We start from the raw sequence: 23,750 nt of genomic DNA, 5'->3' as shown, positions 1-23,750 counted from the left end.
GTTCTCCTACCTCCCGGTCAGGGTGATGGTCCGCAGTCGGGGCGAGGCCTGGATCTCCCGCTGGGTGAAGCGCTCGCGGACCCAGGTTCCCTCGGCGTAGAGCCGTGTCTGGTCCGCGTGGTGCGGGGACGTGGGGTCGGCGGACTGCCCGTAGGTGAGCAGCGACGAGGTGCGGGGGGCGCCCTTCGCCGGGAACTCCGTCACCTGGAGGAAGCTGGACCCGGTCGCCACGTCGGGGGTGCCGGCCCCGGGGGCCGTCCGGGGTGTGATCACGTTGAGCACTCCGGTCTCGTGCGGGCCGCCGTGGAGGGGGATGCGTTCGCCGTCGCGCACCACGTACTGGTGGTCGCCGAGCGGGGCGTCCAGGGGGATGTCCGCGGTACGGAGCTCCGCGGCCGCGTCACCGAACGCCCGCCGCACCTCGGGCCTGTCCACTGCCAGGGTGTGCGGTGTGCGCAGGGGGTCGGACGGCTCGAAGGGCACCTTCCACGGGCCGTCCTTCACCGTGGCGGCCTTCGCGACGAAACGGGCGAAGAGCAGCGAGCCACGGCTGCGGCTGTCGTAGCGGCCGTCCCAGTCGGCCAACGCCCGGCAGGCGCTCGACACGTCGACGGGGCCGTGGGAGGACGGTGCCGCTCCGCCGGGGAAGGACCGGCACATCCTCGCGGTGTCGGCGGCGGCCAGTTCGGCGGCTCTGCTGTGGTCCCGGAAGAGCATCCGCTCCATCGTGGTGCGCGAGAATCCCCTGCCCGGCAGCCCGTCCGTGCCGGCCAGCCGTCGCTGTACGGAGAGGATGCCTTCCTGGGTGCGCAGTGAGCGCGGGGTGCCGGTGTCCCCGACGACGCGGGGGTAACCGGTCAGCGGGGCCTCGGGGTTGGTCAGCCAGGGGCTGTTGTTGGAGTTGGTGACGTAGTCGTCGCGCTCCAGTCGCGGGAGCCGTCCGGGGCCGAGCAGGCCGGGCTCCACCGCGTCCGGGTCGCTCCCCCAGGCGCAGGCGCCGCGGCCGCCGTCCAGGACGGGTACGCCGCTGGTGCCCAGCAGTTGCTCGCCCAGCGGGGTGGAGCATCGCTTCGCCAGGTCGTCGGTGACGTGCGGCACGACCTGGATGTCGGAGTAGTACGACTTTCCCCTGCGGTCCACCGCCAGGGTGTTGATCCACGGCAGGCCCTGGGTGCGGGCTTGCGCACGCCGTACGTCACCCGTGTCACGGGTGCGGCCGAGGGCGAGCCAGTTGTTCATGGCCCGCAGGTTGGTCTTGTTGGCGTCCCGCAGCGTGAAGGCGGTGTCCTTGCTCCAGGGCAGCGGGAAGCCGCCGGGGCCCGCGCCGAGCACGGGCCCGTAGCGGCTGTCCCACAGCGTCCGCTCGACCGTGCGGATCGTCCCGTCCTTCTCGCGGACCCGGACGCGGACGCGGTGGCTCTTCATCGCCTCGGGTACGCCGTCGACGAGGTAGCGCGTCGGGTCCCCGGGGACGAGCGGCACCTCGTACAGCCCGTAGGTGCTCGCGGTGGAGACCGTGTGGGTCCACGCGACGTCGTGGTTGTGGCCGATCATTACGGCGGGGAAGCCGAGCAGCGAGGCGCCCGAGACATCCAGTCTGCCGGGAATCGTCAGGTGGCTCTGCCACAGGCGGCGCATGCCCTGCCACGGGAAGTGCGGGTTGGCGAGGAGTACGCCGCGGCCGGCGCGGGTGCCTTCGGCGCCGATGGCGAGGGCGTTGCTGCCCATTTCGCCCTCTCCCCGGGCGGCGCGGACCGCTGCGGCGAGCCCGGCCGCCGCGTCGGCGGGCCGCCGGGGGGTCGCGCCGGACTCCGCGGGCGGGCGGGCCCCCGTGATGCCGTCCATGAAGATGCCGGACCCGGACATCGTGGTGACCGCGTGGATCTGCCGGTACACGTCGATGGTGGCGATGGGCCGGACCCACTTCTCGCCGCGGCAGGCGGGATCGGTGATGCCGCCCCGCTCGTGCGCCTCGGCGAGGTACCGGTTGTAGCCCTGGACGTAGCCCCGCACGAGCTGGGCGACCTCCGGTTCCGGGCCGAGGGGCGGCGGCTCGGCGATGAGCCGCTCGACGGTGCCGGAGTCCTTGAGGCGCTGGAAGTACAGGTCGCTGGTGAGGCTGTCGGCCGCCGCGCCCACGCCCGGGTTGGCGGGGGCGTCGGCGCCGAAGTGGCGGGAGCGCTCGGCGTTGACCGTGACGTACGCGTCGGCGAGGACGCAGACGTTGTCCTTGGCCGACGCGTAGCCGTAGCCGTGGCCGAGCCCCGGGTAGTCGTCGGCGGTGATGTGCGGGACGCCGTACTCGGTGTACTGGATCACGGCCCGGCGGTCGTGGCCGGCCGCCGCGTCGATGGGTGTGGTGGAGGCCGGCAGGGCGGTGAGCCCCACCAACGTGGCCCCGGCCACCAGCGAGCTCACCGCCCTGCGGATGCGTGCGGGCAGCCGGGTCACGCGCGGCATGCGTGAGGCCCCTTTCCTCGTGTCGGTCCGCCTCAGGCGGCGTCGGCCTTCTCCATGGCGTCGATCAGGCTCTTGGGCCGCATGTCGGTCCAGTTCTCGTTGACGAAGTCGAGCGCCGACTGCCGGTCCGTCTCCTTCAGGGCGACCAGCCACCCCGCGGGTACGTCGACGAATGACGGCCAGAGGGAGTGCTGTCCCTCGTCGTTGACCAGGACCAGGTAGGTGCCTTCGGCGTCCTCGAACGGGTTGGTGCTCATCTGTGTCCTCCTCGGCTGGTGACGCGGTCAGACGGCCGCGTCAGGTGTCTCTTCGTAGCGGGCGAGTCCCGCCGGATCCGGCTCGAAGCGCACGGGCAGCTCGCTGAATCCGGTCAGGAAGTTGGAGTGGATGCGCTGCGTCGGGCCGGCGATCTCGAAGCCCTTGCTGAAGGTGCGCAGCGCGGAGAGCAGTTCGGAGAGCTCGACGCGGGCCAGGTAGGCGCCGAGGCAGAAGTGCGGCCCGTACCCGAAGGTGATGTGCTTGTTGGGGCTGCGGTCCAGGGCGAAGGTGCCGGGGTCCGCGAAGACGGCCTCGTCCCGGTTGCCCGAGGAGTGCCACAGGGTGACGATGTCTCCCGCCTCGATCCGCACTCCGCCGACCTCGGTGTCCTTGAGGCAGGTGCGCCCGAAGTGCATGGCGGGTGAGGCCCAGCGCAGCACTTCCTCCACGGCGGTGCCGAGGCTCACCTCGCCGGCCCGCAGGAGCTGCCACTGCCGCGGGTGGTGCGACAGTGTGAACACCGAGTCGATCATCGAGAGGCGGCTCGTCTCGTCGCCCCCGATGATGAGGCTGTAGCAGTTGAGGACCATCTCGTCCTCGGTGAGCGCCTGGCCGTCGATCTCTCCGCCCGCCAGCACGCTGATGACGTCGTCGCCCGGGGCATTGCGCCGCTCTTCGACGAGCTCGCCGAAGTACAGCAGGATTTCGTTGCGCGCCATGAGCGCGTCCATCTCCTGGCTGTCGGCGGCATCGGAACTCAGGGCCGACTTCGTCAGGGAGAGGAGGAATTCACGGTCGGCCGCGGGAACGCCCAGCAGATCCGCGATGGTGCCCATGGGGATATGGCTCGCGATGTCCTCGGCGAAGTCGCAGGTGCCCCGTTCGACCGCCTCGGCCACCAGTCTCCTGGTATTGGTCCGCACCCGGTCGGATATCCGCTCCAGGGCGCGCGGAGAGAACGCCTTCAACATGATCTTCCGCAGTTCGCGGTGCCGGTGGCCGTCGGTGACGGCGAGCATCTGACCGGCCGCCGAGTCCCCGCCGGCCAGGAGGGTGACCAGGAGATTCCCGCGCTCCGACGTGAAGTTCACGTTGTCGCGGTAGACCGCCATGATGTCGGCGTACCGGCTGACGACCCAGAAGCCCGGATTCTTGCCGAGCGGCGGGTGCCAGTACACCGGGCTCTCGGACCTGAGCCGTTGCCAGAATTCCGTCAGGTCTTGATCGTTGAAGGTCTGCGGGTCGGCCAGGTCTACGGCCTGGATCAGTTCCGTCATGCCGCGGATTACCTCTTCGTCCTGGTGTCGGATCCTTGCGTCGACGGCCGGCACCGAAGCTAGCACCGGCCGTCGAAAGGGGCACCGTCATTAAGCGGCAGCCAAATGTCCCACCGTCATCGGGTCTCTTTCACAGCTCCCGGGCGAGTGCCCTGCCGATGGCGGCGACGGCTTCCGTGTCGGCGAGCATCCCGCCGTGCGTGGTGTCCACCACGTGGTCGGTGATGGTGCCCTTGACGTAGGGCCGCCATGACTCGGGCACCAGTCTCTCGCGCACCTCGTCGGGGTGGCTGATGCCGGGGGTGGGGCGGGCGGCGGTGAAGAACAGCAGGTCCCCGCCGAAGACGCCCGGATCGAACGTCCGCATCAGGCGGTTGTTGTGGACATAGGCGTTCATGCTCTTCACCAGACCCGCCTCGCCCAGCGCGGCCAGCCGGCTGTTCTCCTCGTCGAGGTAGGCCGCGTAGCGGCCCAGGACGGCTTCGCGGTCCTCGGCGAGCTGCGTCAGGTCGAAGTCGAAGCCGTCCGCGAGGAGCGGCGCGATGATCTCCTCGTCGGACCAGTCGGGCGCCTCGGCCTCCAGGTCGGGCGGGAAGGTGTCCATGATGCCGAGCACGCTCACCTCCTCGCCCATCTCCTCCAGTTGGACGGCGATGGCGTGCGCGACCAGGCCGCCGAACGACCAGCCGAGGACCGCGTACGGCCCGGCCGGCTGTACGGTGCGCATCCGCTCGATGTAGTCGGCGGCCATCTCCTTGATCGTGCCCGGCATCTCGTCGGGCTCGGTCAGCCCCCTGGCCTGGAGCCCGTAGACGGGCTGGTCGGTGTCCAGGTGCGTGAGGAGACCGGCGAAGGACCAGCTCGTGCCGGAGCCCGGGTGGACGCAGAACAGGGCGGGGCGCTCTCCTCTGGGGCGCAGCGGCAGCAGCGCGGCGAGCGGGTCCCGCGAGGTGTCGGAGCCCAGTTCCCGGGCGAGCCCGGCCACGGTCGGCGCTTCGAAGACCGTGCGTACGGAGATCTCCACCCCGAGGTCCGACTGCACGCGGCGCACGAGCCGGGTCGCCAGGAAGGAGTGGCCGCCGAGCCGGAAGAAGTCGTCGTGGATGCCGACCGCGGGGACGCCGAGCAGTTCGGCGAAGAGGTCGGCGAGCACCTTCTCCTCGGGCGTGCGGGGGTGGACGAGGGAAGCGGGGCGCAGCCCCGGCGCGGGCAGTGCGCGGCGGTCCAGCTTCCCGTTGCGGGTCAGCGGGAAGGCGTCGACGGTCACGAAGGCCGAGGGGACCATGTAGTCCGGCAGGCTCTGCCGGACGTGCGCGGCGAGTTCCTCGTCGCCGGGGACCGCTCCGGGCTCCCGCGCCGGCCCGTCCGGCACCACGTAGGCGACGAGGCGCTTCTCGCCCCGGCCTTCGTCGCGGGCCAGGACGACCGCCTTGGCCACGGCCGGGTGCCGGGTCAGCACGCCCTCCACCTCGCCCGGTTCGACGCGGAAACCGCGGATCTTCACCTGGAAGTCGGCGCGGCCCATGTAGCGGACCTGCCCCTCGGGCGTCCAGCGGACCACGTCCCCCGTCCGGTACATGCGCCCGCCCGGCGGGCCGAACGGATCGGCGACGAAGCGCTCGGCCGTCATGCCCGGACGGTTGAGGTAGCCGCGGCCCACACCGCTTCCCGCGAGGTACAGCTCGCCGGAGCGGCCTGCCGCGACCGGGCGCAGCGCCTCGTCGAGCACGTACAGCCGGGCGCCCGCGATGGGCCCGCCCATCGTGGGGACGGGGTGCCACTGTGCGGCGTCCTCCGGCAGGACCCAGCCGGTCATCACATGGGTCTCGGCGGGGCCGTACTGGTTGTGCATGCGGCGGCCCGCCGCGCGCGCGTGGAAGGCCCGGACGGACTCGCTGGGGATGAGCGCCTCCCCGGCCTGCACGATGTCGCGGAGTGCGGGGAGGTCCATGCCGCGTTCGAGGGCCGCCTCGCTGATCGCCTCCACGACGAGGCTGGGCGCGAAGAGCTCCTGCACCTGGTGGCGGTCGAGCCAGGCCACCAGGCGTTCGGAGTCGCGCCGTACGTCCTCGGGGCACTGCACCAGCGTCTTGCCGTACACCAGCGCGGAGAGGATCTCCTGGACGGACACGTCGAAGCCGATGGGGGCGAACTGGGCGGTGACCCTGTTCCGCGGCAGCAGCGCGTCCTGCCAGGCGATCAGGTTCGCCGGACCGCAGGCCCGCATGACGACGGGCTTGGGCAGCCCGGTGGAGCCCGAGGTGTAGATGACGTACAGCGGGTGGTCGGGCAGCAGCGGCGGGCGTTCGGTGTCGGTGACGTCGGTGTCCGGGTAGGCGGCGAACGTGTCGAGTACGGCCGGGTCGTCGAGCAGCAGGTGGTCGGTGGGTTCACCGGGCAGGAGGTGCGCGAGCGCCACGGTGGTGAGCACCACGGTGGGTTCGGCGTCGGAGAGCAGGTAGGCGATGCGTTCGGCCGGCTGGGCGGGGTCGACCGGCACGTAGGCGGCGCCGGTCTTCAGGATCGCCCATACGGCGGTGACCAGGAGCGGGGAGCGGGGCATGGCCACGGCCACGTAGGTCTCGGGGCCGACCCCCAGGTCGATGAGCAGCCGGGCGATCCGGTTGGCGCGCGCGTTCAGCTCGGCGTAGGTCAGCCGCTCGACCGGCCCGGGGGTGCCGTCGTGGGCCACCTCCTCGCACACCACGGCGGGGGTGTCGGGGACGAGCGCGGCCCGCCGCTGGAACAGCTCCGGCAGGCTCTGCCACGGCCGCTCGCCGCCGGTGTCGTTCCACCCGGTGAGGACCTGGTGGCGCTCCTCGGCGGAGAGCACGTCGATGCGCCGCACCCGCGCGGCGGGGTTCTCCACGGCGATGTCGAGGAGTCTGAGCAGGCTGTCCACGAGGGACCGGGCGGTGCGGTCGTCGAAGAGGTCGCGGCTGTACTCCAACGACGCCTGCATTCCGGCGGGTGTGCCGTCGGCGCCGCGCCGCTCGGCGAAGGAGAACAGCAGGTCGAACTTGGCCGTGTTGACGGTGACCGGTTCGTTGGTGACGGTCAGCCCCGGCAGCCGGCCCTGCACGCTCGCGGCGGCCTGCTGGTCGTTGTTGTTGAAGGAGAGCTGGACCTGGAAGAGCGGGTGGCGGGACAGCGACCTTTCCGGGTTGAGCACCTCGACGAGGCGCTCGAAGGGGATGTCCTGGTGCGCGTAGGCGGCCAGGTCGGTGTCGCGGGCCCGGGTGACGAGTTCCTTGAAGGTGGGGTCGCCCGACACGTCGGTGCGCAGGACGAGGGTGTTGACGAAGAAGCCGACGAGTTCCCCGATGGCGTCGTCGGTGCGCCCCGCGATGGGCGTGCCGATGGGGATGTCCGTTCCCGCGCCGAGCCGGGACAGCAGTCCGGCGAGTCCGGCCTGGACGACCATGAACATCGTGGAGCGGGTGTCGCGGGCGAGCCGCGCGAGGCCGCTGTGCGTACGCTCGGGCACGTCGAAGATCAGCATGCCGCCGTCGCCGCTCGACACGCGCGGGCGCTCGCGGTCGGCGGGCAGCGCGAGCTCCTCCGGCAGGCCGGCGAGCTGCTCTCTCCAGTGGGCCAGTTGGCGGGACATGGCCGAGTCCGGGACGTCCTCCGAGCCCAGCATCTCCCGCTGCCAGACGGCGTAGTCGCCGTAGTTCACCGGCAGGGGCTGCCAGTTCGGGGCTCGGCCCGCGACGCGCGCGGCGTAGGCCACGGTCAGATCGCGCCGCAGCAGCGGCATCGACCAGCCGTCGGCGGCGATGTGGTGCATGAGCAGCAGCAGGACGTGCTCGGTCGGTGACAGCCGGAACAGCCATACCTTCAGGGGCCGTTCACCGCTCAGCTCGAAGCGGTGCTCCACGGCCCCGTCGAGCAGGCCGCGCAGCCGCTCCTCGGTGGTCGGCACGGTCTCCACGTCGACGGGCGCGACGGGCAGCACCTTCTGGTACGGGCCCGTGGCGTCCTCGGCGAACACGGTGCGCAGGGGCTCGTGGCGGGCCGCGACATCGGTGAGCGCGGCGCTCAGGGCCGCGTCGTCGAGCCGGCCGCTCAGCCGCAGCGGCACGGGGAGGTTGTAGGTCGGACTGGCCCCCTCCACCTTGTGCAGGAACCACAGGCGCTGCTGGGCGAAGGACAGCGGGACGCGCGCCGGGCGCGGCGATGCGGGCAGGATGCCGGTGCGGACGCCTCCGGTGCGGTCGAGGACCTCGGAGAGCGCGGCCACCGTCGGCGCCTCGAACAGTTCGCGGATGGCGAGTTCGGTCTTGAGCGTGGAGCGGATGCGGCTCACCAGGCGGGTGGCCATGAGCGAGTTCCCGCCGAGCTCGAAGAGGTCGTCGTCGATGCCGACCCTGGCGACTCCGAGCACCTCGGCGAAGAGGCCGCACAGGATCTCCTCGCGGGGGCCGCGCGGGCCGCGGCCGAGCACAGCGGTGTCCCAGTCGGGTTCGGGGAGGGCCTTGCGGTTGACCTTGCCGTTGGGCAGGAGGGGCAGCGAGAGGAGCGGTACGAACGCGGTGGGCACCATGTAGCCGGGCAGGGACTGCGCGGTGTGCGCGCGCAGCTCCTCGACGTCGAGGGTGTCCTCGCCGCCGGACGCGGGCACCACGTAGGCCACCAGGCGCTTCTCGTCGGCCCTGTCCAGGCGCGGCAGGACCACCGTCTGGCCGACCGCGGGGTGCCTGGTGACGGTGGACTCCACCTCGCCCGGTTCGATCCGGAAGCCGCGGATCTTGACCTGGTGGTCGGCGCGCCCCGCGAACTCCAGGACGCCGTCCGCGGTGCGCCGCACCAGGTCGCCGGTGCGGTACATCCGCGAGCCCGGCGGCCCGAACGGGTCGGCGACGAACCGCTCCGCGGTCAGGGCCGTGCGGCCCGCGTATCCGCGCGCCAGGCCGGCGCCCGCGACGTGGAGCTCCCCCGGCACGCCGTCGGGCACGGGCAGCAGGTTCGCGTCCAGGACGTACAGCCGGGTGTTGTCCATGGGGCCGCCGATGGGGACCACGGACCCGAGCGAACCGGCGTCGGTGACGGCGTGGTGGGTGGCGTTCATGGTGATCTCGGTCGGGCCGTACAGGTTCGACACGGTGACGCCGGGGCAGTGTTCGAGGACCCTGCGGAACGCCTCGGCCGAGGCCGCGTCGCCGCCCGTGGTGATGTCGCGCATACCGGCGAAGACGCCGGGGCGCTCCTCCGCGAGGAGGTTGAACAGCGCGGTGGTCAGCAGGGCGCCGGTGACCCGGTGCCGGGTGACGGTCCGCTCCACGGCGTCCACGTCCACCTCGCCCGGCGGGACGACGACGATCCGGTGTCCGGCCAGGAGCGGGACCCACAGCTCGTAGGTGGAGGCGTCGAAGGCGAGCGTCGCGTTCATCAGGACCCGCTCGTGGGCGCCGCCGCGCCAGCGGGTGTCGAGGGCGAGTTCGGCGACGCCTCGCTGGGTCACCACCACGCCCTTGGGCCTGCCGGTGGAGCCGGAGGTGAACATCGTGTACGCCGCCTGGTCGGCGCTCACGGACACGCCGGGGTCGGTGGACGGCCACTCCTGGCCGTCCGGCCCGTCCACGACGACGGTACGCAGGCCGAGTTCCGCGGCGCGCGGGGCCGTGGCCAGGTCGGTGACCACCACCCGCGCCCCCACGTCGGCGACGGCCTGCCTCATCCGCTCCAGCGGGTAGCTGTGGTGCAGGGGCACGTAGTGGCCGCCCGCCTTGAGGACGCCGAGGACGGCGACGGGGACCTCGGGCGAGCGGTCCAGCAGGAGCACGACCGGGGAGTCGGGGCGCACGCCCTCGTCGATCAGGTGGTGCGCGAGCCGGTTGGCGCGCTCGTCGAGCTCGGCGTAGGTGACCTCGCCGCCGTCGTGGACCAGGGCCGGGGCGTCGGGCACCCGCAGGACCTGGTCCCGGAAGAGCCGGGCGAGCGGAGCGTCGGGGACGGCCCGCTCGGCTCCGGCCAGGCCCGGGGGAAGTGTGCCGCCGCCCGGCTCGCACGCGGCGGTGATCCGGGCGACCGGGCTCCGGGGGTCGGCCGCCACCGCTTCGAGGGCCCGCACGGCCCGGTCCATGATCTGCCGCGCCGCGGTCTCGTCGTACAGGTCGGGGCGGTGGTCGAGGCGCAGCCAGATGCGCTCGCCCGGTGCGCCGATGAGCGACAGCGGGTAGTGGTTGGCGTCCTGGCTGTCGACCCGGGTCACCTTCAGGGCCGCGGACGACGCTCCCCCGCCGCCGCCTCCGGGGTAGTTCTCGAAGACGGTGAGGGTGTCGAAGAGTCCGCCGCGGCCCTCGGCCCCGACGGCTTTGCCGATGTCGGCGAGGCCGATGTGCTGGTGCGGCAGCAGGCGGGTCTGCGCCTCCTGGAGCCGCCGCAGGAACGCGGCCATCGGTTCGGCCGGCCGGAGCCTGGCGCGCATGGGCACCGTGTTGATGAACAGGCCGATCATGCCCTCGATGCCGTCGATCTCGGACGGCCGCCCCGAGACGGTGACCCCGGCCACCACGTCGTCGCGTCCGGTGAGGCGGGAGAGCACCACGGCCCAGACGCCCTGGAGGACGGTGCCCATGGTCAGGCCCTCGTCGCGGGCCCAGTCGGTGAGCCGCTCGGTCACCTCCCGGGACAGCCGTACGTTGACCTGCCCCGGCACCTTCGTCCCCGAGCCCGCGCCGGGCGCGACCAGCGTCGGTCCCTGAAGGTCGGCCAGCGCCTCCCGCCAGGCGTTCTCCGCGGCGACCCGGTCCTGGCCCTGGAGCCAGGCGAGGTAGTCGCGGTACGGGCGGACGTGCGGCAGCTTCGACGGGTCGCCCTTGCTGCCGTAGAGGGCGAACAGCTCCCGCCACAGGACCGGCAGCGACCAGCCGTCGAGCAGGATGTGATGGAACGTCAGCAGGAAGCGGTGGTGGTCGTCGTCGATGCGGACGAGCGTGAAGCGCATCAGGGGCGGCTTGGCCGGATCGAGGCGCTGGGCCCGGTCCTCGGTGACGACGCGGTCGGCCTCGGCCGCGCGGTCCTCCTCCTTCAGCGGGGTGAGGTCCACGTCCCTCCAGGGCACCCGCACCTCGCGGTGGATGATCTGGAGCGGGCGGTTGACCCCTTCGTAGCGGAAGCTCGCCCGCAGGTTCGCGTGGCGACGCAGCAGGCCGTCCGCCGCCGCCCTGAGGGCCACGCGGTCCAGCGGCCCTTCCAGATCGACGACGAGTTGCACCGCGTACAGGTCCGGTGCCGTCTCGTCGTACACGCTGTGGAAGAAGATCCCTTCCTGCAGCGGTGACAGCGGCAGGATTTCCTCCAGCCCGGGCTGACTCATTCCGACATCCTCCAGTCGCCTTCCAGCAGATCGATTTCGCTCTGGCTCAGCTCCACCAGAGGCATGTCCGAGGGGGTGTATCCGCCGGTGGCCGGCCGACGGGCGTGCTCCACCAGTGCCTCAAGCGCTCTGAACCACGCGTCGGCGAGGCGGCGTACCTCCTCCTGGGAGAGCACGTGCTTCGCGTAGAGCCAGTGGGCCGTCAGCTCGGGTCCGTTCGCGCCGTCCCGGGTCACGGCCGCCAGGTCGACGGCGTGCGGCAGCCGCATTCCGGGCGCCTGGCCGCCGACTCCGCTGAGGTCGGCGAGGACCGACCAGTCGGTCGAGCCCTCGGTGGTCTCCGTCTCGGTGAACCGGCCCAGGTAGTTGAAGCCGATCTGGGCCCCGGGCCGTCCGGCGAGTCCGCGCGCCGTGCGGGGGTTGAGGTGGCGCAGCGCGCCGTAGCCGATCCCGTTCTCCGGTACGGCGCGCAACTGCTCCTTGATCCGCTTGAGCACCTGGCCCGCGGCGGGCCCGGCGGCCAGGGCCTCGGCGTGGTCGTAGACGCCGGTGTCCAGGCGCACCGGGTACATGTTGGTGAACCAGCCGACGGTCCGGGACAGTTCGGTGCCCGGCAGGGTCTCCTCCTCGCGGCCGTGGCCTTCCAGGTCCACCAGGACTCCGGTGGTGCCGTCGCCCCGCAGCTCGGCGACGGCCATGGCAAGCGCGGTGAGGAGGACTTCGTCGACACCGGTGCGGAAGGTCTCGGGAACGGTGGTCAGCACCGCTTGGGTGAGGTCGGGCGAGAGCGAGCGGGCGAGCGTCGCGCCGCGCTCGTTCACGTCGCGCTCCGGGTCGAGCGGCCGCTTCCCGATGAGCGGTTCGTCGTGGGACAGCACCTCCTGCCAGTGGGCGAGTTCCGTCTCCCGCGCCGGATGCTGCGCCCAGTCGGCCAGCCGCAGGGCCCAGCCGCGCAGGGACGTGCCGACCGGCTGGAGCGCGGGCGGTTGCCCGGCGGCCACCGCCTGCCACGCCTCTTCGATGTCCGGCAGCAGAATGCGCCAGGACACTCCGTCGACAGCGATGTGGTGGACGCTCAGGAAGATCCGCCCTGCCTCTTCCGCTCCCCGGTCGAACCACACGGCCTGTACGAGAGTGCCCGCCTCGAGGGAGAGCCGCTCCCGCGCGGCGTGCGCGTGCTCGACCATCAGCTTGAGGCAGGCGTCCTCGTCCATGCCCGCGCAGTCGACGCGCCGCACCATGGGGCCGGCCGGGACGGTGCCGGGGCCGCTGACCTCCAGCCGCCAGCCGTCGCCCGCGCCCTCGCCCTCCCGCGGCCCGCCGGGGTCGACGGTGAGGCGCAGCCGCAGGGCGTCGTGGTGGTCGAGCAGGGCCTGCACGGTGGCCGTCAGACGGTCCTGGTCGCAGCCGTCCGGCGCCTGGAGCACCCGCCACTGGTGGAGCTCGTCGACGGGTCCGCCCAGTTCGGCGAACCAGTGCATGATCGGTGTCAGCGGGAGCGGCCCGATGCCCGCGCCCTCCTCCTCGACGCTCGCGCCGTCGGTCTCGGTGGCGACGCGGGCGAGCGCGGCGGCGGTCTTGTGCTCGAAGACGTCCTTCGCCGAGATGACCAGGCCCCGCCTGCGGGCCCGGCTGGCCAGCTGGATGGACATGATGCTGTCGCCGCCCAGCGCGAAGAACTCCTGGTCGGCGCCGATCTCTTCGAGGCCGAGGACGTCGGCGATCAGCTCACACAGCAGCCGCTCGCGCTCGTTGCCCGGCTCTGCCCCGCCCGGTGATCCGGTACCGAAGTCGGGTGCGGGCAGCGCCGTGCGGTCGAGCTTGCCGTTGGGGGTGAGCGGGAACTCCTCGATGCCGATCAGTGCGGCCGGGATCATGTAGTCGGGCAGGCTGCGGGTGAGGTGGGCGCGGATCTCGCCCGGGTCGACCTCTCCGGCGGCGCCCACGAGGTAGGCGACCAGGCGTCGGTCACCGGAGCGGTCCTCGCGGACCGTCACCATGCCCTGCGCGACCGAGGTGTGCTGAGCCAGTACCGCCTCGATCTCGCTGAGTTCGACGCGGAAACCGCGGATCTTGACCTGCTCGTCGGCGCGGCCGACGAACACCACCGAGCCGTCGGAGGTCCAGCGCACCAGGTCGCCCGTCCGGTACATGCGGGCGCCCGCGGGGCCGAACGGGTCGGCGACGAACCGTTCGGCGCTGAGTCCCGGCCGGTTCAGATAGCCCCTTGCCACCCCCTCGCCCGCGAGGTACGCCTCGCCCGTGACGCCCGGCGGCACCGGGTTGAGTGCGCTGTCCAGGACGTAGAGGCGGTCGTTGGGGATGGGGCCTCCGGCGTCCGGCACGGTGTCACCGCGCAGCGGGTCGCTCATGGTCGTGAGTACGGTCGACTCCGTGGCGCCGTAGACGTTGATGACCCGGACCCCCGCCTGTGACCACCGCTGGGCCAGTTCGGCGGAGAAGGACTCGCCGCCCATCAGCACTCCGCGCAGCGTGGGTGCCCGCTCGGGGTCGAGGGTGGCGAGGAGCGTCGGCGGGAGCGCCGTGTGCGTCACCCGCGCCCGGGTGATCAGGTCGGCCAGTTCGTCGCCGCCGACGAGCCCCGACACCGGCCCGAGGACCATGGTGGCCCCCGTGAGCAGCGTCATCACAAAGTCGCCGATGGCGGCGTCGAAGTTGGGCGAGACGAGTTGGAGCACCCGGCTCGCGTCGTCCAGGGCCAGCTTCTCGGCGTGGGCGGCGGCGAGCGAGGCCAGGCCCGTGTGGGGGACGACCACGCCCTTGGGGCGGCCGGTCGAGCCGGAGGTGTAGATCGTGTAGGCGGCGCCGTCGAGCCGCAGCGGCGCCGTCCGGTCGGTGTCCGCCGGGTCGTGGGCGGGCCGCGCGGCGACGGCGGAACGCGTCGCCGGGTCGTCGAGCAGCAGCCGGGGCGCGTCGCCGGCGGGCAGGGTGGCGGCCGTCGGAGCGGTGGTCACGAACAGCGCGGGGCGGGCCTCGCCGAGCATGTACGCGATGCGCTCGGCGGGGTAGTTGGGGTCGATGGGCAGGTAGGCCGCGCCCGCCTTGAGCAGGGCGACCAGCGCGACGACGAGTTCGTCGGTGCGGGGCAGTGCCACGGCCACGAACTGTTCGGGTCCCACGCCCAGGTCGATGAGGTGGTGGGCGAGCCGGTTCGCCCGTGCGTCGAGTTCCGCGTACGACACCGCCGTGGACTCGTACTCGACGGCGGTGCCGTGCGGTGTGCGCCGCACCTGTGCCTCGAACAGGCTCGGCCAGGTCTCCCGGGGCAGCTCGCGCGCGGTGTCGTTCCACGTGCCGAGGACGAGTTCGCGTTCGGCCGGTTCCAGGACGTCGACCAGGTCGACGGAGAGTTCCGGGTCGCTCGTCACGGCGTCGAGGAGACGCAGGTAGCGGTCGGCGACGGCCCGTACGGTGCCCTCGTCGAAGAGGTCGGTGCTGTACTCCACCGAGCAGTACATGCCGCCCGGGGCGCCGTCCCTGGCGGGGACCTCGCCGAAACCGAAGAGGAGGTCGAAGCCGGAGGTGCCGGTCCCCACGGGGTGTGCGGTGACCCGCAGGCCGTGGCTCCCCGCGTCGCCGCCGGGCGCCACCGGGTCGGTGTTGTTGAGCGAGAGCACCACCTGGAAGAGCGGGTGCCTGGCCAGGGTGCGTTCCGGGCTGAGGGCGTCCACCAGCCGTTCGAAGGGCACGTCCTGGTGGGCGTAGGCGCTCAGGACGGTCTCGCGGACCCGTTCGACGAGCTCGGCGAAGGTGGGTCCGCCCGAGACGTCCGTGCGCAGCACCAGGGTGTTGACGAAGAATCCCACGAGGTCGTCGAGCGCCTCGTCGGTGCGCCCGGCGATGGGGGAGCCCACCGGGATGTCGCTGCCGCCGCCGATGCGGTACAGCAGGGTGGCCAGGGCCGCCTGGAGCACGATGAAGACGCTGGCGTCGTGCGCCTGGGCGACCTCTCTCAGCCGGGCGTGCAGCGCGTCGGGGACGGTGATCTCGAAGCGGTCCCCCCGGTAGGAGGGAGAGGCGGGCCTGGGGCGGTCGGTGGGCAGGGCGAGCTCTTCCGGCAGCCCGCGCAGCTCCCGGGTCCAGTACGCGAGCTGGGCGCCGATCTCGCTGTCCGGGTCGTCCTGGGAGCCGAGCAGCTCCCGCTGCCAGCGCGTGTAGTCGGTGTACGTCACCGGGAGGCCGGGCGTATCGGGCTCCTCCCCCTTGAGCCGGGCGGTGTAGGCGCGGGTCAGGTCGCGGGCGAGCAGCGGGATCGACCAGCCGTCCGCGGCGATGTGGTGCATCAGCAGCAGCAGGACATGCTCGTCCTCCGCGAGTGCGAACAGCGTTGCCCGCAGCGGGAGTTCGGTGCTCAGGTCGAACGGATGCCGGGCCTCCACCGCCAGCCTGTCGTCGAGTTCCTCCTCGGTGACGTGCAGCACGGCGAGCCGGATGTCCGCCTCGTCCGCGTCCAGCACCCGCTGGTAGGCACCTTGGTCGTCCTCGCCGAAGGCGGTGCGCAGCGGCTCGTGCCTGACCACGACGGAGTGCAGCGCGTCGGCCAGGGCCGCGCGGTCCAGCGGTCCGGACAGCCGCAGGGACAGCGGCATGTTGTAGCCGGCGCCGGGTCCCTCGAAGCGGTTGAGGAACCACAGCCGCTGCTGTCCGTACGACAGGGGGGTGCGGTCCGGCCGGGGGCCTGCCGTGAGGGGGGCGCGGGTGCCGGCGGCGCCGTCGAGCGCGGCGGCGAGCCCGGCGACGGTCGGGGAGTCGAAGAGGGTGCGGACGGCGACCTCGGTGCGCAGGACGGTCCGGATGCGGCCGGCGAGCCGCGTGGCGAGGAGCGAGTGTCCGCCGAGGTCGAAGAACGAGTCGTCGACGGACACCTGCCGCACACCGAGCACTTCGGCGAAGAGGGCGCACAGGATCTCCTCGCGGGGTGTGCGCGGTTCCCGCCGCGGGCCCTCGGCGGTGTGCTCGGGTACCGGGAGCGCCGTGCGGTCGAGCTTGCCGTTGGGGGTCAGCGGCACGGCGTCGAGGAGCACGAACGCCGAGGGCAGCAGATGGCCGGGGAGCGTCAGGGCCAGGCCTGCGCGGAGCGCCGCAGGGGTCGGCGACGCACCGTCCGCCGGGACCACGTAGGCGACGAGGCGCTGGTCCCCCGGGGTGTCCTCGCGCACCACCACCTCGGCCCGCGCGACGCCGGGCAGGTCCGCGACGGCGGCCCGGATCTCGCCCGGTTCGACGCGGACACCGCGGATCTTGACCTGGTCGTCGGCCCGGCCCAGGAACTCCAGCGTGCCGTCGCGGCGCCAGCGCACCAGGTCGCCCGTGCGGTACATGCGCGCCCCCGGCCCGCCGAACGGGCAGGCCACGAAACGCTCCGCGGTCAGCGCGGCGCGCCGCACATAGCCGCGGGCCAGACCGGCGCCGGCGATGTACAGCTCGCCGCCGACGCCCGGGGGCACCGGACGCAGTCCCTCGTCGAGTACGTACACCCGGGTGCCCGCCACCGGCCGGCCGATGTGCGGTGCCTCGCCCTCGGCGAGGGGTGCGCTCATGGTCGCGGTGACCGTGGCCTCGGTCGGGCCGTAGGCGTCGATGACCCTGCGCCCGCCGCGGGTCCAGCGCCGGGCCAGTTCGGGTCCGAAGGCGTCGCCGCCGGTCATGACGGTCCGCAGGGTCGTGGCCCGTTCCTCGGGCACGGTGGCGAGGAGCGGCGGCGGCAGCAGTACGTGGGTGGCGGCCCGCCCGGTCAGCAGATCCGCGAGTTCGTCACCGGTGAGCCTGACGTCGGCGGGGCCGAGGACCAGCGTCGCCCCGGAGACCAGCGCCTGGGTGACGTCGGCGACGGCCGCGTCGAAGCTGAGCGACATCAGTTGCAGCACCCGGCTCGACGTGTCCATCGCCAGGTTCTCGATGTGGCTGGTGAGCAGCGAGTTGAGGCCGCGGTGGGAGACCGCCACGCCCTTGGGGCGGCCGGTGGAGCCCGAGGTGTAGATGACGTACGCGGTGTTGTCCGCGCGCGCCACGCCCACGCTCCGGTCGCCTTCCGCCGGGTCGGTGTCCGCCGACGCGGCGATCCGCTCGCGTACCGTCGGCGCGTCGAGGTCGACGAGCCGCTCGGTCGCGGCGGCGCCGAGGGCCGACTCCGCCACGGCCCGGGTGCCGGAGTCGGCGAGCACCAGGACCGGCGCGGCGTCATCGATCATGTACGCGATGCGGTCGGCCGGGTAGGCGGGGTCGACCGGCACCCACGCGGCCCCGGCCTTGACGACGGCGAGCATCGCCACCACCCATGTCTCGCCGCGCGGCAGGACCAGGGCCACCAGGCCCTCGGGGCCCGCTCCCGCCGCGGCCAGGAGGCGGGCGAGGCGGTTGGCCCGCGCGTTCAGCTCCGCGTACGAGAGGCGCTGTCCGCCGCTCTCCACGGCGATGTGCTCCGGCGTGCGGGCGGCCCGCTCCTCGAACATGGCCCGCAGGGTGCGCGGCGGCAGGGCGTCACCCGTCGTGCTCCACCGCTCCAGGACGCGGTGCCGTTCACCGGCGTCGAGCACCTCGGCCTCGCCGATGCGCCGGCCGGGGTCGGCGGACGCCGATTCGAGCAGGCGCACGAAGCGCTCGGCCAGCTCCGCCACCGTGTCCCTGTCGAACAGGTCGGTGCTGTACTCCAGGACGCCGTGCAGACCGTCCTGGTGGGCCCCGGGCCGCTCGTGGAGGGCGAACGCGAGGTCGACCTTGGCCGTGGCCGTGCTGACCTCGTACGGGGCGATGTCGGTGCCGGACAGTGTCAGCGCCTCGGAGACGCCTGTCCTCGCGGTGTTGTTGAGGGCGAGCGCCACCTGGAAGAGCGGGTTGCGGGAGAGGGACCGTTCGGGGGCGAGCACCTCCACCAGGCGTTCGAAGGGGATGTCCTGGTGGGCGTAGGCGGCCAGGTCGGTCCTGCGTACCCGCTCGATCAGCTCGGCGAAGGTGGGGTCGCCCGAGGTGTCCGTGCGCAGGACGAGCGTGGTGACGAAGACGCCGACCACCTCGCCCACCGCGTCGTCGGTGCGGCCCGCCGCGGGGGCGCCGAGCGGGATGTCCGTGCCCGCGCCGAGCCGGGTCAGCAGGGCGGCGAGACCGGCCTGGAGAACCATGAAGAGGCTGGACCGGGTCTCCTGGGCCAGGAGCCGGAGCCGCGCGTACAGCCCGGCGGGTATCTCGAAGCCGACCAGGTCGCCCTGGTGGCTGGCGTTGGCGGGGCGCGGCCGGTCGATGGGCAGCGTCAGCTCCTGCGGGCTGCCGCTCAGCGTCTCCCGCCAGTGGTCGAGCTGACGCGCCCGCACGCTGTCGGGGTCGCCCTCCTCGCCGAGCAGGGCACGCTGCCACAGGGCGTAGTCCGCGTACTGCACCGGCAGCGGCGGCAGGTCCGGCCGCTCCCCCGCGCACCGCGCGGCGTAGGCGGCGCCGATGTCCCGTCCGACGAGCGGCATCGACCAGCCGTCGCCCGCGATGTGGTGCATCAGCATCAGCAGGACGTGGTCGTCCTCGGCGAGGGTGAACAGGTGCCAGCGCACCGGGAGTCCGGAGCGGATGTCGAAGGGGCGCCGCGCGGCCTCGGCGACGCGCCGGTCCAGTTCGTCCCCGGTGGTGGCCACCGTGTGCAGCTCGGGTTCCGTTCCGGGGTCGAGCACCACCTGGTGCGGCCCTTCGGCGTCCTCGGCGTAGAGCGTGCGCAGCGCCTCGTGCCGTGCCACGGTGTCGGCGAGCGCCTGGCGGAGCGCGCCGGTGTCGATCCGGCCCGAGATCCGTACCGCCGCGGGCATCGTGTACGTGGGGCTGGGGCCCTGGAGGCGTTCGAGGAACCACAGGCGCTGCTGGGCGAACGACAGCGGCAGGCGCGCCGGGCGCGGGGTGGCGGCGGTGACCGGGGTGCGGCCCCGCTCCGCGCCGTCGAGGGCGGTGCCCAGGGCCGCGACCGTGGGTGACTCGAAGACCTGCCGGACCGAGATCTCGGCCGACAGGGTCGCGCGGACGCGGTTGACGAGCCGGGTGACGAGCAGCGAGTGGCCGCCCAGGGCGAAGAAGTCGTCGTCGATGGAGACCTCGGCCGTGCCCAGGACCTCGGCGAACAGGCCGCACAGGAGTTCCTCGCGCGGGGAGCGCGGGGCGCGCCCGCCGCTGTCGGGTCCGTACCTCGGTACGGGCAGTGCCCGCCGGTCCAGCTTGCCGTTGGGGGTCAGGGGCAGCGCGGCCAGGGCGAGGACCGCGGACGGCACCATGTACTCGGGCAGGGTGTCCGCCGTGTGCGCCCGCAGGGCCTCGGGGTCCGGGACCGCTCCGTCCACGGGTACGACGTAGGCGACGAGCCGCTTGTCCCCCGGGGTGTCCTCTCGTACGACCACGGCGGCGCGGGCGACGTCCGGGTGGTCTCCCAGGCGTGCCTCGACCTCGCCGGGTTCGACGCGGAAGCCGCGGATCTTCACCTGTTCGTCGGCGCGTCCGAGGTATTCCAGCTCCCCGTCGCGGTTCCACCGCGCCAGGTCACCGGTGCGGTACATCCGCTCTCCCGGCCTGCCGAAGGGGCAGGCGACGAACCGCTCGGCGGTCAGGGACGGGCGGTCCCAGTAGCCGCGGGCCAGTCCGGTGCCCGCGATGTGGAGTTCACCCGCGGTGCCGACCGGGACCGGGCGCAGCCGGCTGTCCAGGACGTAGGCGCGGGTGTTGCCGACCGGGCGCCCGATGGGTGCCGAACCCGGCCATGCCGCGGGGTCGTCCGGCAGGGTGTGCGCGGTGACGACATGGGTCTCGGTCGGGCCGTAGTGGTTGTGCAGCCGGTGGCCCGGCCTGCGGGCGTGGAAGCGCTGGATGGCGCCGCCCGGTGTGAGGGCCTCGCCCGCCTGGGCGATGTGGTGCAGCGCGGGCAGGGCGAGCCCCTGCTCGTCGGCGGCCCGGCAGACGGCGTCCACCACCAGGTTCGGCGCGTACAGCTCCGCCACCCGGTGCCGGTCGAGCCAGGCGGCCAGCGCGTCGGGGTCGCGGCGCACGTCCTCGGGGCAGAGGGCGAGTGTCTTGCCGTACATCAGCGTGGAGAGGATCTCCTGCGCGGACACGTCGAAGCTGATCGCGGTGAACTGCGCGGTGACGGTGCCCTCTCCGCCGGGCAGGGTGGCGCTGTGCCAGTCCAGCAGGTTCACCAGGGCCTCGGCAGGCATGACGACGGCCTTGGGGCGGCCGGTGGAGCCCGAGGTGTACATGATGTACGCCGGGTGGCAGGGCCGCAGCGGGGTGGAGCGCTCGGCATCGGTGACGTCGCCGTCCGACGGCAGCGGGGACGGGCCGGGGCCATCGGCCGGTTCCGGTTCGTCCGCCCCGAGCACCAGGACGGGCCGGCTGTCGGCCAGCATGAACTCCCGCCGCTCCGCGGGGAGTCCGGGGTCGACCGGCAGCCACGCGGCGCCGGTCTTGAGGGTCGCGAGCAGGGCGACGATCCACCGTTCGGACCGGGGCATCGCCAGGGCCACACACCGCTCCGGGCCGGCGCCGCGGCTGATGAGGTGGCGCGCGAGCCGGTTGGCCCGGGTGTTGAGCTCCCGGTACGTCAGCGTGGTGCCGGCTCCCACGACGGCAGGGGCGTCGGGCGTGCGCGCCGCCTGCCGCTCGAACAGGCCGGGCAGCGTGACGGCGGGCACCTCGCGGGCGGTGTCGTTCCACCGGGTGAGGACCAGCTCGCGCTCCTGGGGCCCGAGCACGTCGATGGCGTGCACCGACTGGTCGCGGCCGGTGGTGACGGCGTCCATCAGGCGCAGCAGACGGCCGGTCATCTCATCGGCCGTGACCCGGTCGAACAGGTCGGTGCTGAACTCCAGCGCCGCGTCCATCCCCGCCGGGGCGCCGTTCTGGTCGCGCCGTTCGGAGAACGAGAGCAGCAGGTCGAAGCGGGCCACGCCGGTGCTCACCCGCTGGACCGCCGCGGTGACTCCGGGCAGCGGGTGCACGGCGCCGTCCCGTACGGCGTTGTCGACGACGAGCAGGACCTGGAACAGGGGCTGCCGTGCGGCGGAGCGCTCCGGGTTCAGCTCCTCGACGAGACGCTCGAAGGGCACGTCCTGGTGGGCGTAGGCGGCGAGGTCGGTCTCCCGCACCCGCTCCAGGAGCTGGGGGAACGTCGGGTCGCCGGACAGGTCGGTCCGCAGCACGAGCGTGTTGACGAAGCAGCCGACCAGGTCCTCGACGGCCTCGTCGGCACGGCCCGCGACGGGGCTGCCCAGCGGGATGTCGGTGCCGCCGCCGAGGCGGGAGAGCAGGGTGGCGACGGCGGCCTGGACCACCATGAACAGGCTGCAATGGTTCTCACGGGCCAGGCGCGCCAGTTCGGCGTGGAGCGCGGGGGGTACCGCGAAGCCGACCCGGTCGCCGCGGTGCGTGGGGACGGCGGGCCGCGACCGGTCCGCGGGCAGCGGGATCTCCTCGGGGAGGCCCTCCAGCGCCGTCCGCCAGTGGTCGAGCTGCCTGGTGACAGGCGTGTCGGCCGGATCGGCGGCGCCCGTGGTTCCGGCGGCGGCGCCGTCGCCGATGACCCGTCGCTGCCACAGCGCGTAGTCGGCGTACCCGACGGGCAGGGGCCGCCAGTCGGGCTGCCGTCCGGCGCGGCGTGCGGTGTAGGCGGCGTTCAGGTCCCGGGACAGGACGGGCAGCGACCAGCCGTCCGCCGCGATGTGGTGCACCAGCAGCAGGAGCACCTGCTCCGGGTCCGTCCCGTCGGCCGGCTCGGGGAGCCGCAGCAGCCAGGCGCGTACGGGGGGTTCGGCGGCCAGGTCGAACCCGTACCCCGCGGCTTCGGCGAGCCGCTCGTCCAGCTCGTCCGGGAGCACGGACACGGTCTCGGGGACGAGGGGGGCGGCGTCCCGCACGATCTGGTACGGACCGTGGTCGTCCTCGGCGAAGACGGTGCGCAGCGGCTCGTGCCGGGTGACGAGGTCGGCCAGCGCGGCCCGCAGGGCCTGCTCGTCGAGGCGGCCGGTGAGGCGCAGCGCGAGCGGCATGTTGTAGGTCGCGGACGGGCCCTCGTAGCGGTTGAGGAACCACAGCCGCTCCTGCGCGTACGACAGGGGGAGCCGGTCGGGCCTGGGGCCGGCCGTCACGGCCTGCCGGGCGCGGTCCGCGCCGTCGAGCCGCGGTGCGAGGCGGGCGACCGTGGGTGCCTCGAACAGGGCGCGCAGGGGTAGTTCGGCGCCGAGGGTGGCGCGGATGCGGCTGATGAGCCGGGTGGCGAGCAGGGAGTGCCCGCCGAGGTCGAAGAGGTCGTCGTCGATCGTGACGCGCGGTACGCCGAGCACCTCGGCGAAGAGCGCGCACAGGATCTCCTCGCGCGGGGAGCGCGGCTCCCGTCCCTCGCCGTCCGTGCCGCCGTCCCGGGCGGGCGCGGGCAGCGCCTTGCGGTCGAGCTTGCCGTTGGGTGTGAGCGGCAGCGCCTCCAGCGTCACGAACGCCGAGGGCACCATGTAGTCCGGCAGCGCGGCGGCGGCGTGCTCGCGCAGCCTCGCGGGCTGCGGGAGGCGTCCGTCCGCCGGGACGACGTAGACCACCAGGCGCTTGTCGCCCGGGCGGTCCTCGCGGACGGCCGCGGCGGCCCTGCGGACGTCCGGGTGGCTGCCGACGGCGGTCTCGATCTCGCCGAGCTCGATCCGGAACCCGCGCAGTTTCACCTGGTCGTCGGCGCGTCCGACGAAGTGGAGCCGCCCGTCGGCGGTCCAGCGCGCCAGGTCGCCCGTGCGGTACATCCGGGACCCGGTGGCGCCGTGCAGGGCGCCGTAGGGGTCGGCGACGAACCGCTCGGCCGTGAGGTCGTGGCGGGCGAGGTAGCCGCGCACGACGCCCGCTCCCGCGATGTACAGCTCACCGGGGACGCCCGGGGGCACCGGCCGCAGGGCGCGGTCGAGCACGTAGGTGCGGGTGTTGGCGATGGGGGTGCCGATGTCCGGGGCGGCTTCGGAGCGTTCGCCGATGTCGGCGGCGGCGGACCAGACGGTGGTCTCGGTCGGCCCGTACAGGTTGAGCACGGAGCTAGCGTTCCGGCGCAGGGTGCGGGCCAGGTCCGCAGGCAGCGGCTCCCCTCCGGTCAGGACGCGCACTCCGCGCAGCCCGGCGGCGCCACCGTCGCCGGTGATCGCGTGCCACAGGCTGGGGGTGGCCTGCATGACGGTGATGTTCCGGTCGGCGAGCAGTGCGCGCAGGGCGGCCGGGTCGCGGGCGGTGTCGGCGCCGGCGAGCACGGTGGTGGCACCGTTGAGCAGCGGGCCGAAGATCTCCAGGGCGGCGATGTCGAAGCCGACGGTGGTCACCGCGAGGAGACGGTCACCGGCCGCCATGACGACCCGGTGGCTCATGTCCCGCAGGAAGTTGAGCAGTCCGCCGCGTGGTACGACGACGCCCTTGGGGCGGCCGGTGGA

The 23,750-nt window shown here is 73.3% G+C and carries 5 protein-coding genes (1 of these 5 cut by a window edge); all 5 read right to left on the bottom strand.

The annotated features are described in order from the left end of the window. Positions 1 to 6 precede the first annotated feature (6 nt). On the bottom strand, positions 7 to 2,460 hold the full coding sequence (locus ACRAKF_RS30700; RefSeq protein WP_447040845.1) for a penicillin acylase family protein: 2,454 nt from the start codon (positions 2,458 to 2,460) through the stop codon (positions 7 to 9). Positions 2,461 to 2,492: 32 nt separating this feature from the next. Then, a complete protein-coding gene (locus ACRAKF_RS30695) occupies positions 2,493 to 2,717 on the bottom strand; it encodes an MbtH family protein (RefSeq protein ID WP_447040843.1) in 225 nt (74 codons plus the stop codon). A gap of 27 nt (positions 2,718 to 2,744) precedes the next feature. Next, positions 2,745 to 3,995: a cytochrome P450 gene (locus ACRAKF_RS30690; RefSeq protein WP_447040841.1), complete on the bottom strand. Its 1,251-nt coding sequence runs from the start codon at positions 3,993 to 3,995 to the stop codon at positions 2,745 to 2,747. 130 nt (positions 3,996 to 4,125) lie between these two features. Then, a complete protein-coding gene (locus ACRAKF_RS30685) occupies positions 4,126 to 11,316 on the bottom strand; it encodes an amino acid adenylation domain-containing protein (protein WP_447040839.1) in 7,191 nt (2,396 codons plus the stop codon). Then, positions 11,313 to 23,750, bottom strand: the 3' portion of a protein-coding gene (locus ACRAKF_RS30680; RefSeq protein ID WP_447040837.1) for a non-ribosomal peptide synthase/polyketide synthase. The gene runs 5,034 nt beyond the window's last position; only the last 12,438 of its 17,472 coding nucleotides appear in the window; the start codon falls outside the window, past its right edge; the stop codon is at positions 11,313 to 11,315. The genes ACRAKF_RS30685 and ACRAKF_RS30680 overlap by 4 nt, the downstream gene beginning before the upstream one ends.

This window comes from Streptomyces sp. DSM 118878 (assembly GCF_052936595.1).
Note: the sequence above shows the minus strand (reverse complement) of the source record. Positions and strands in the feature narration are given on the sequence as shown.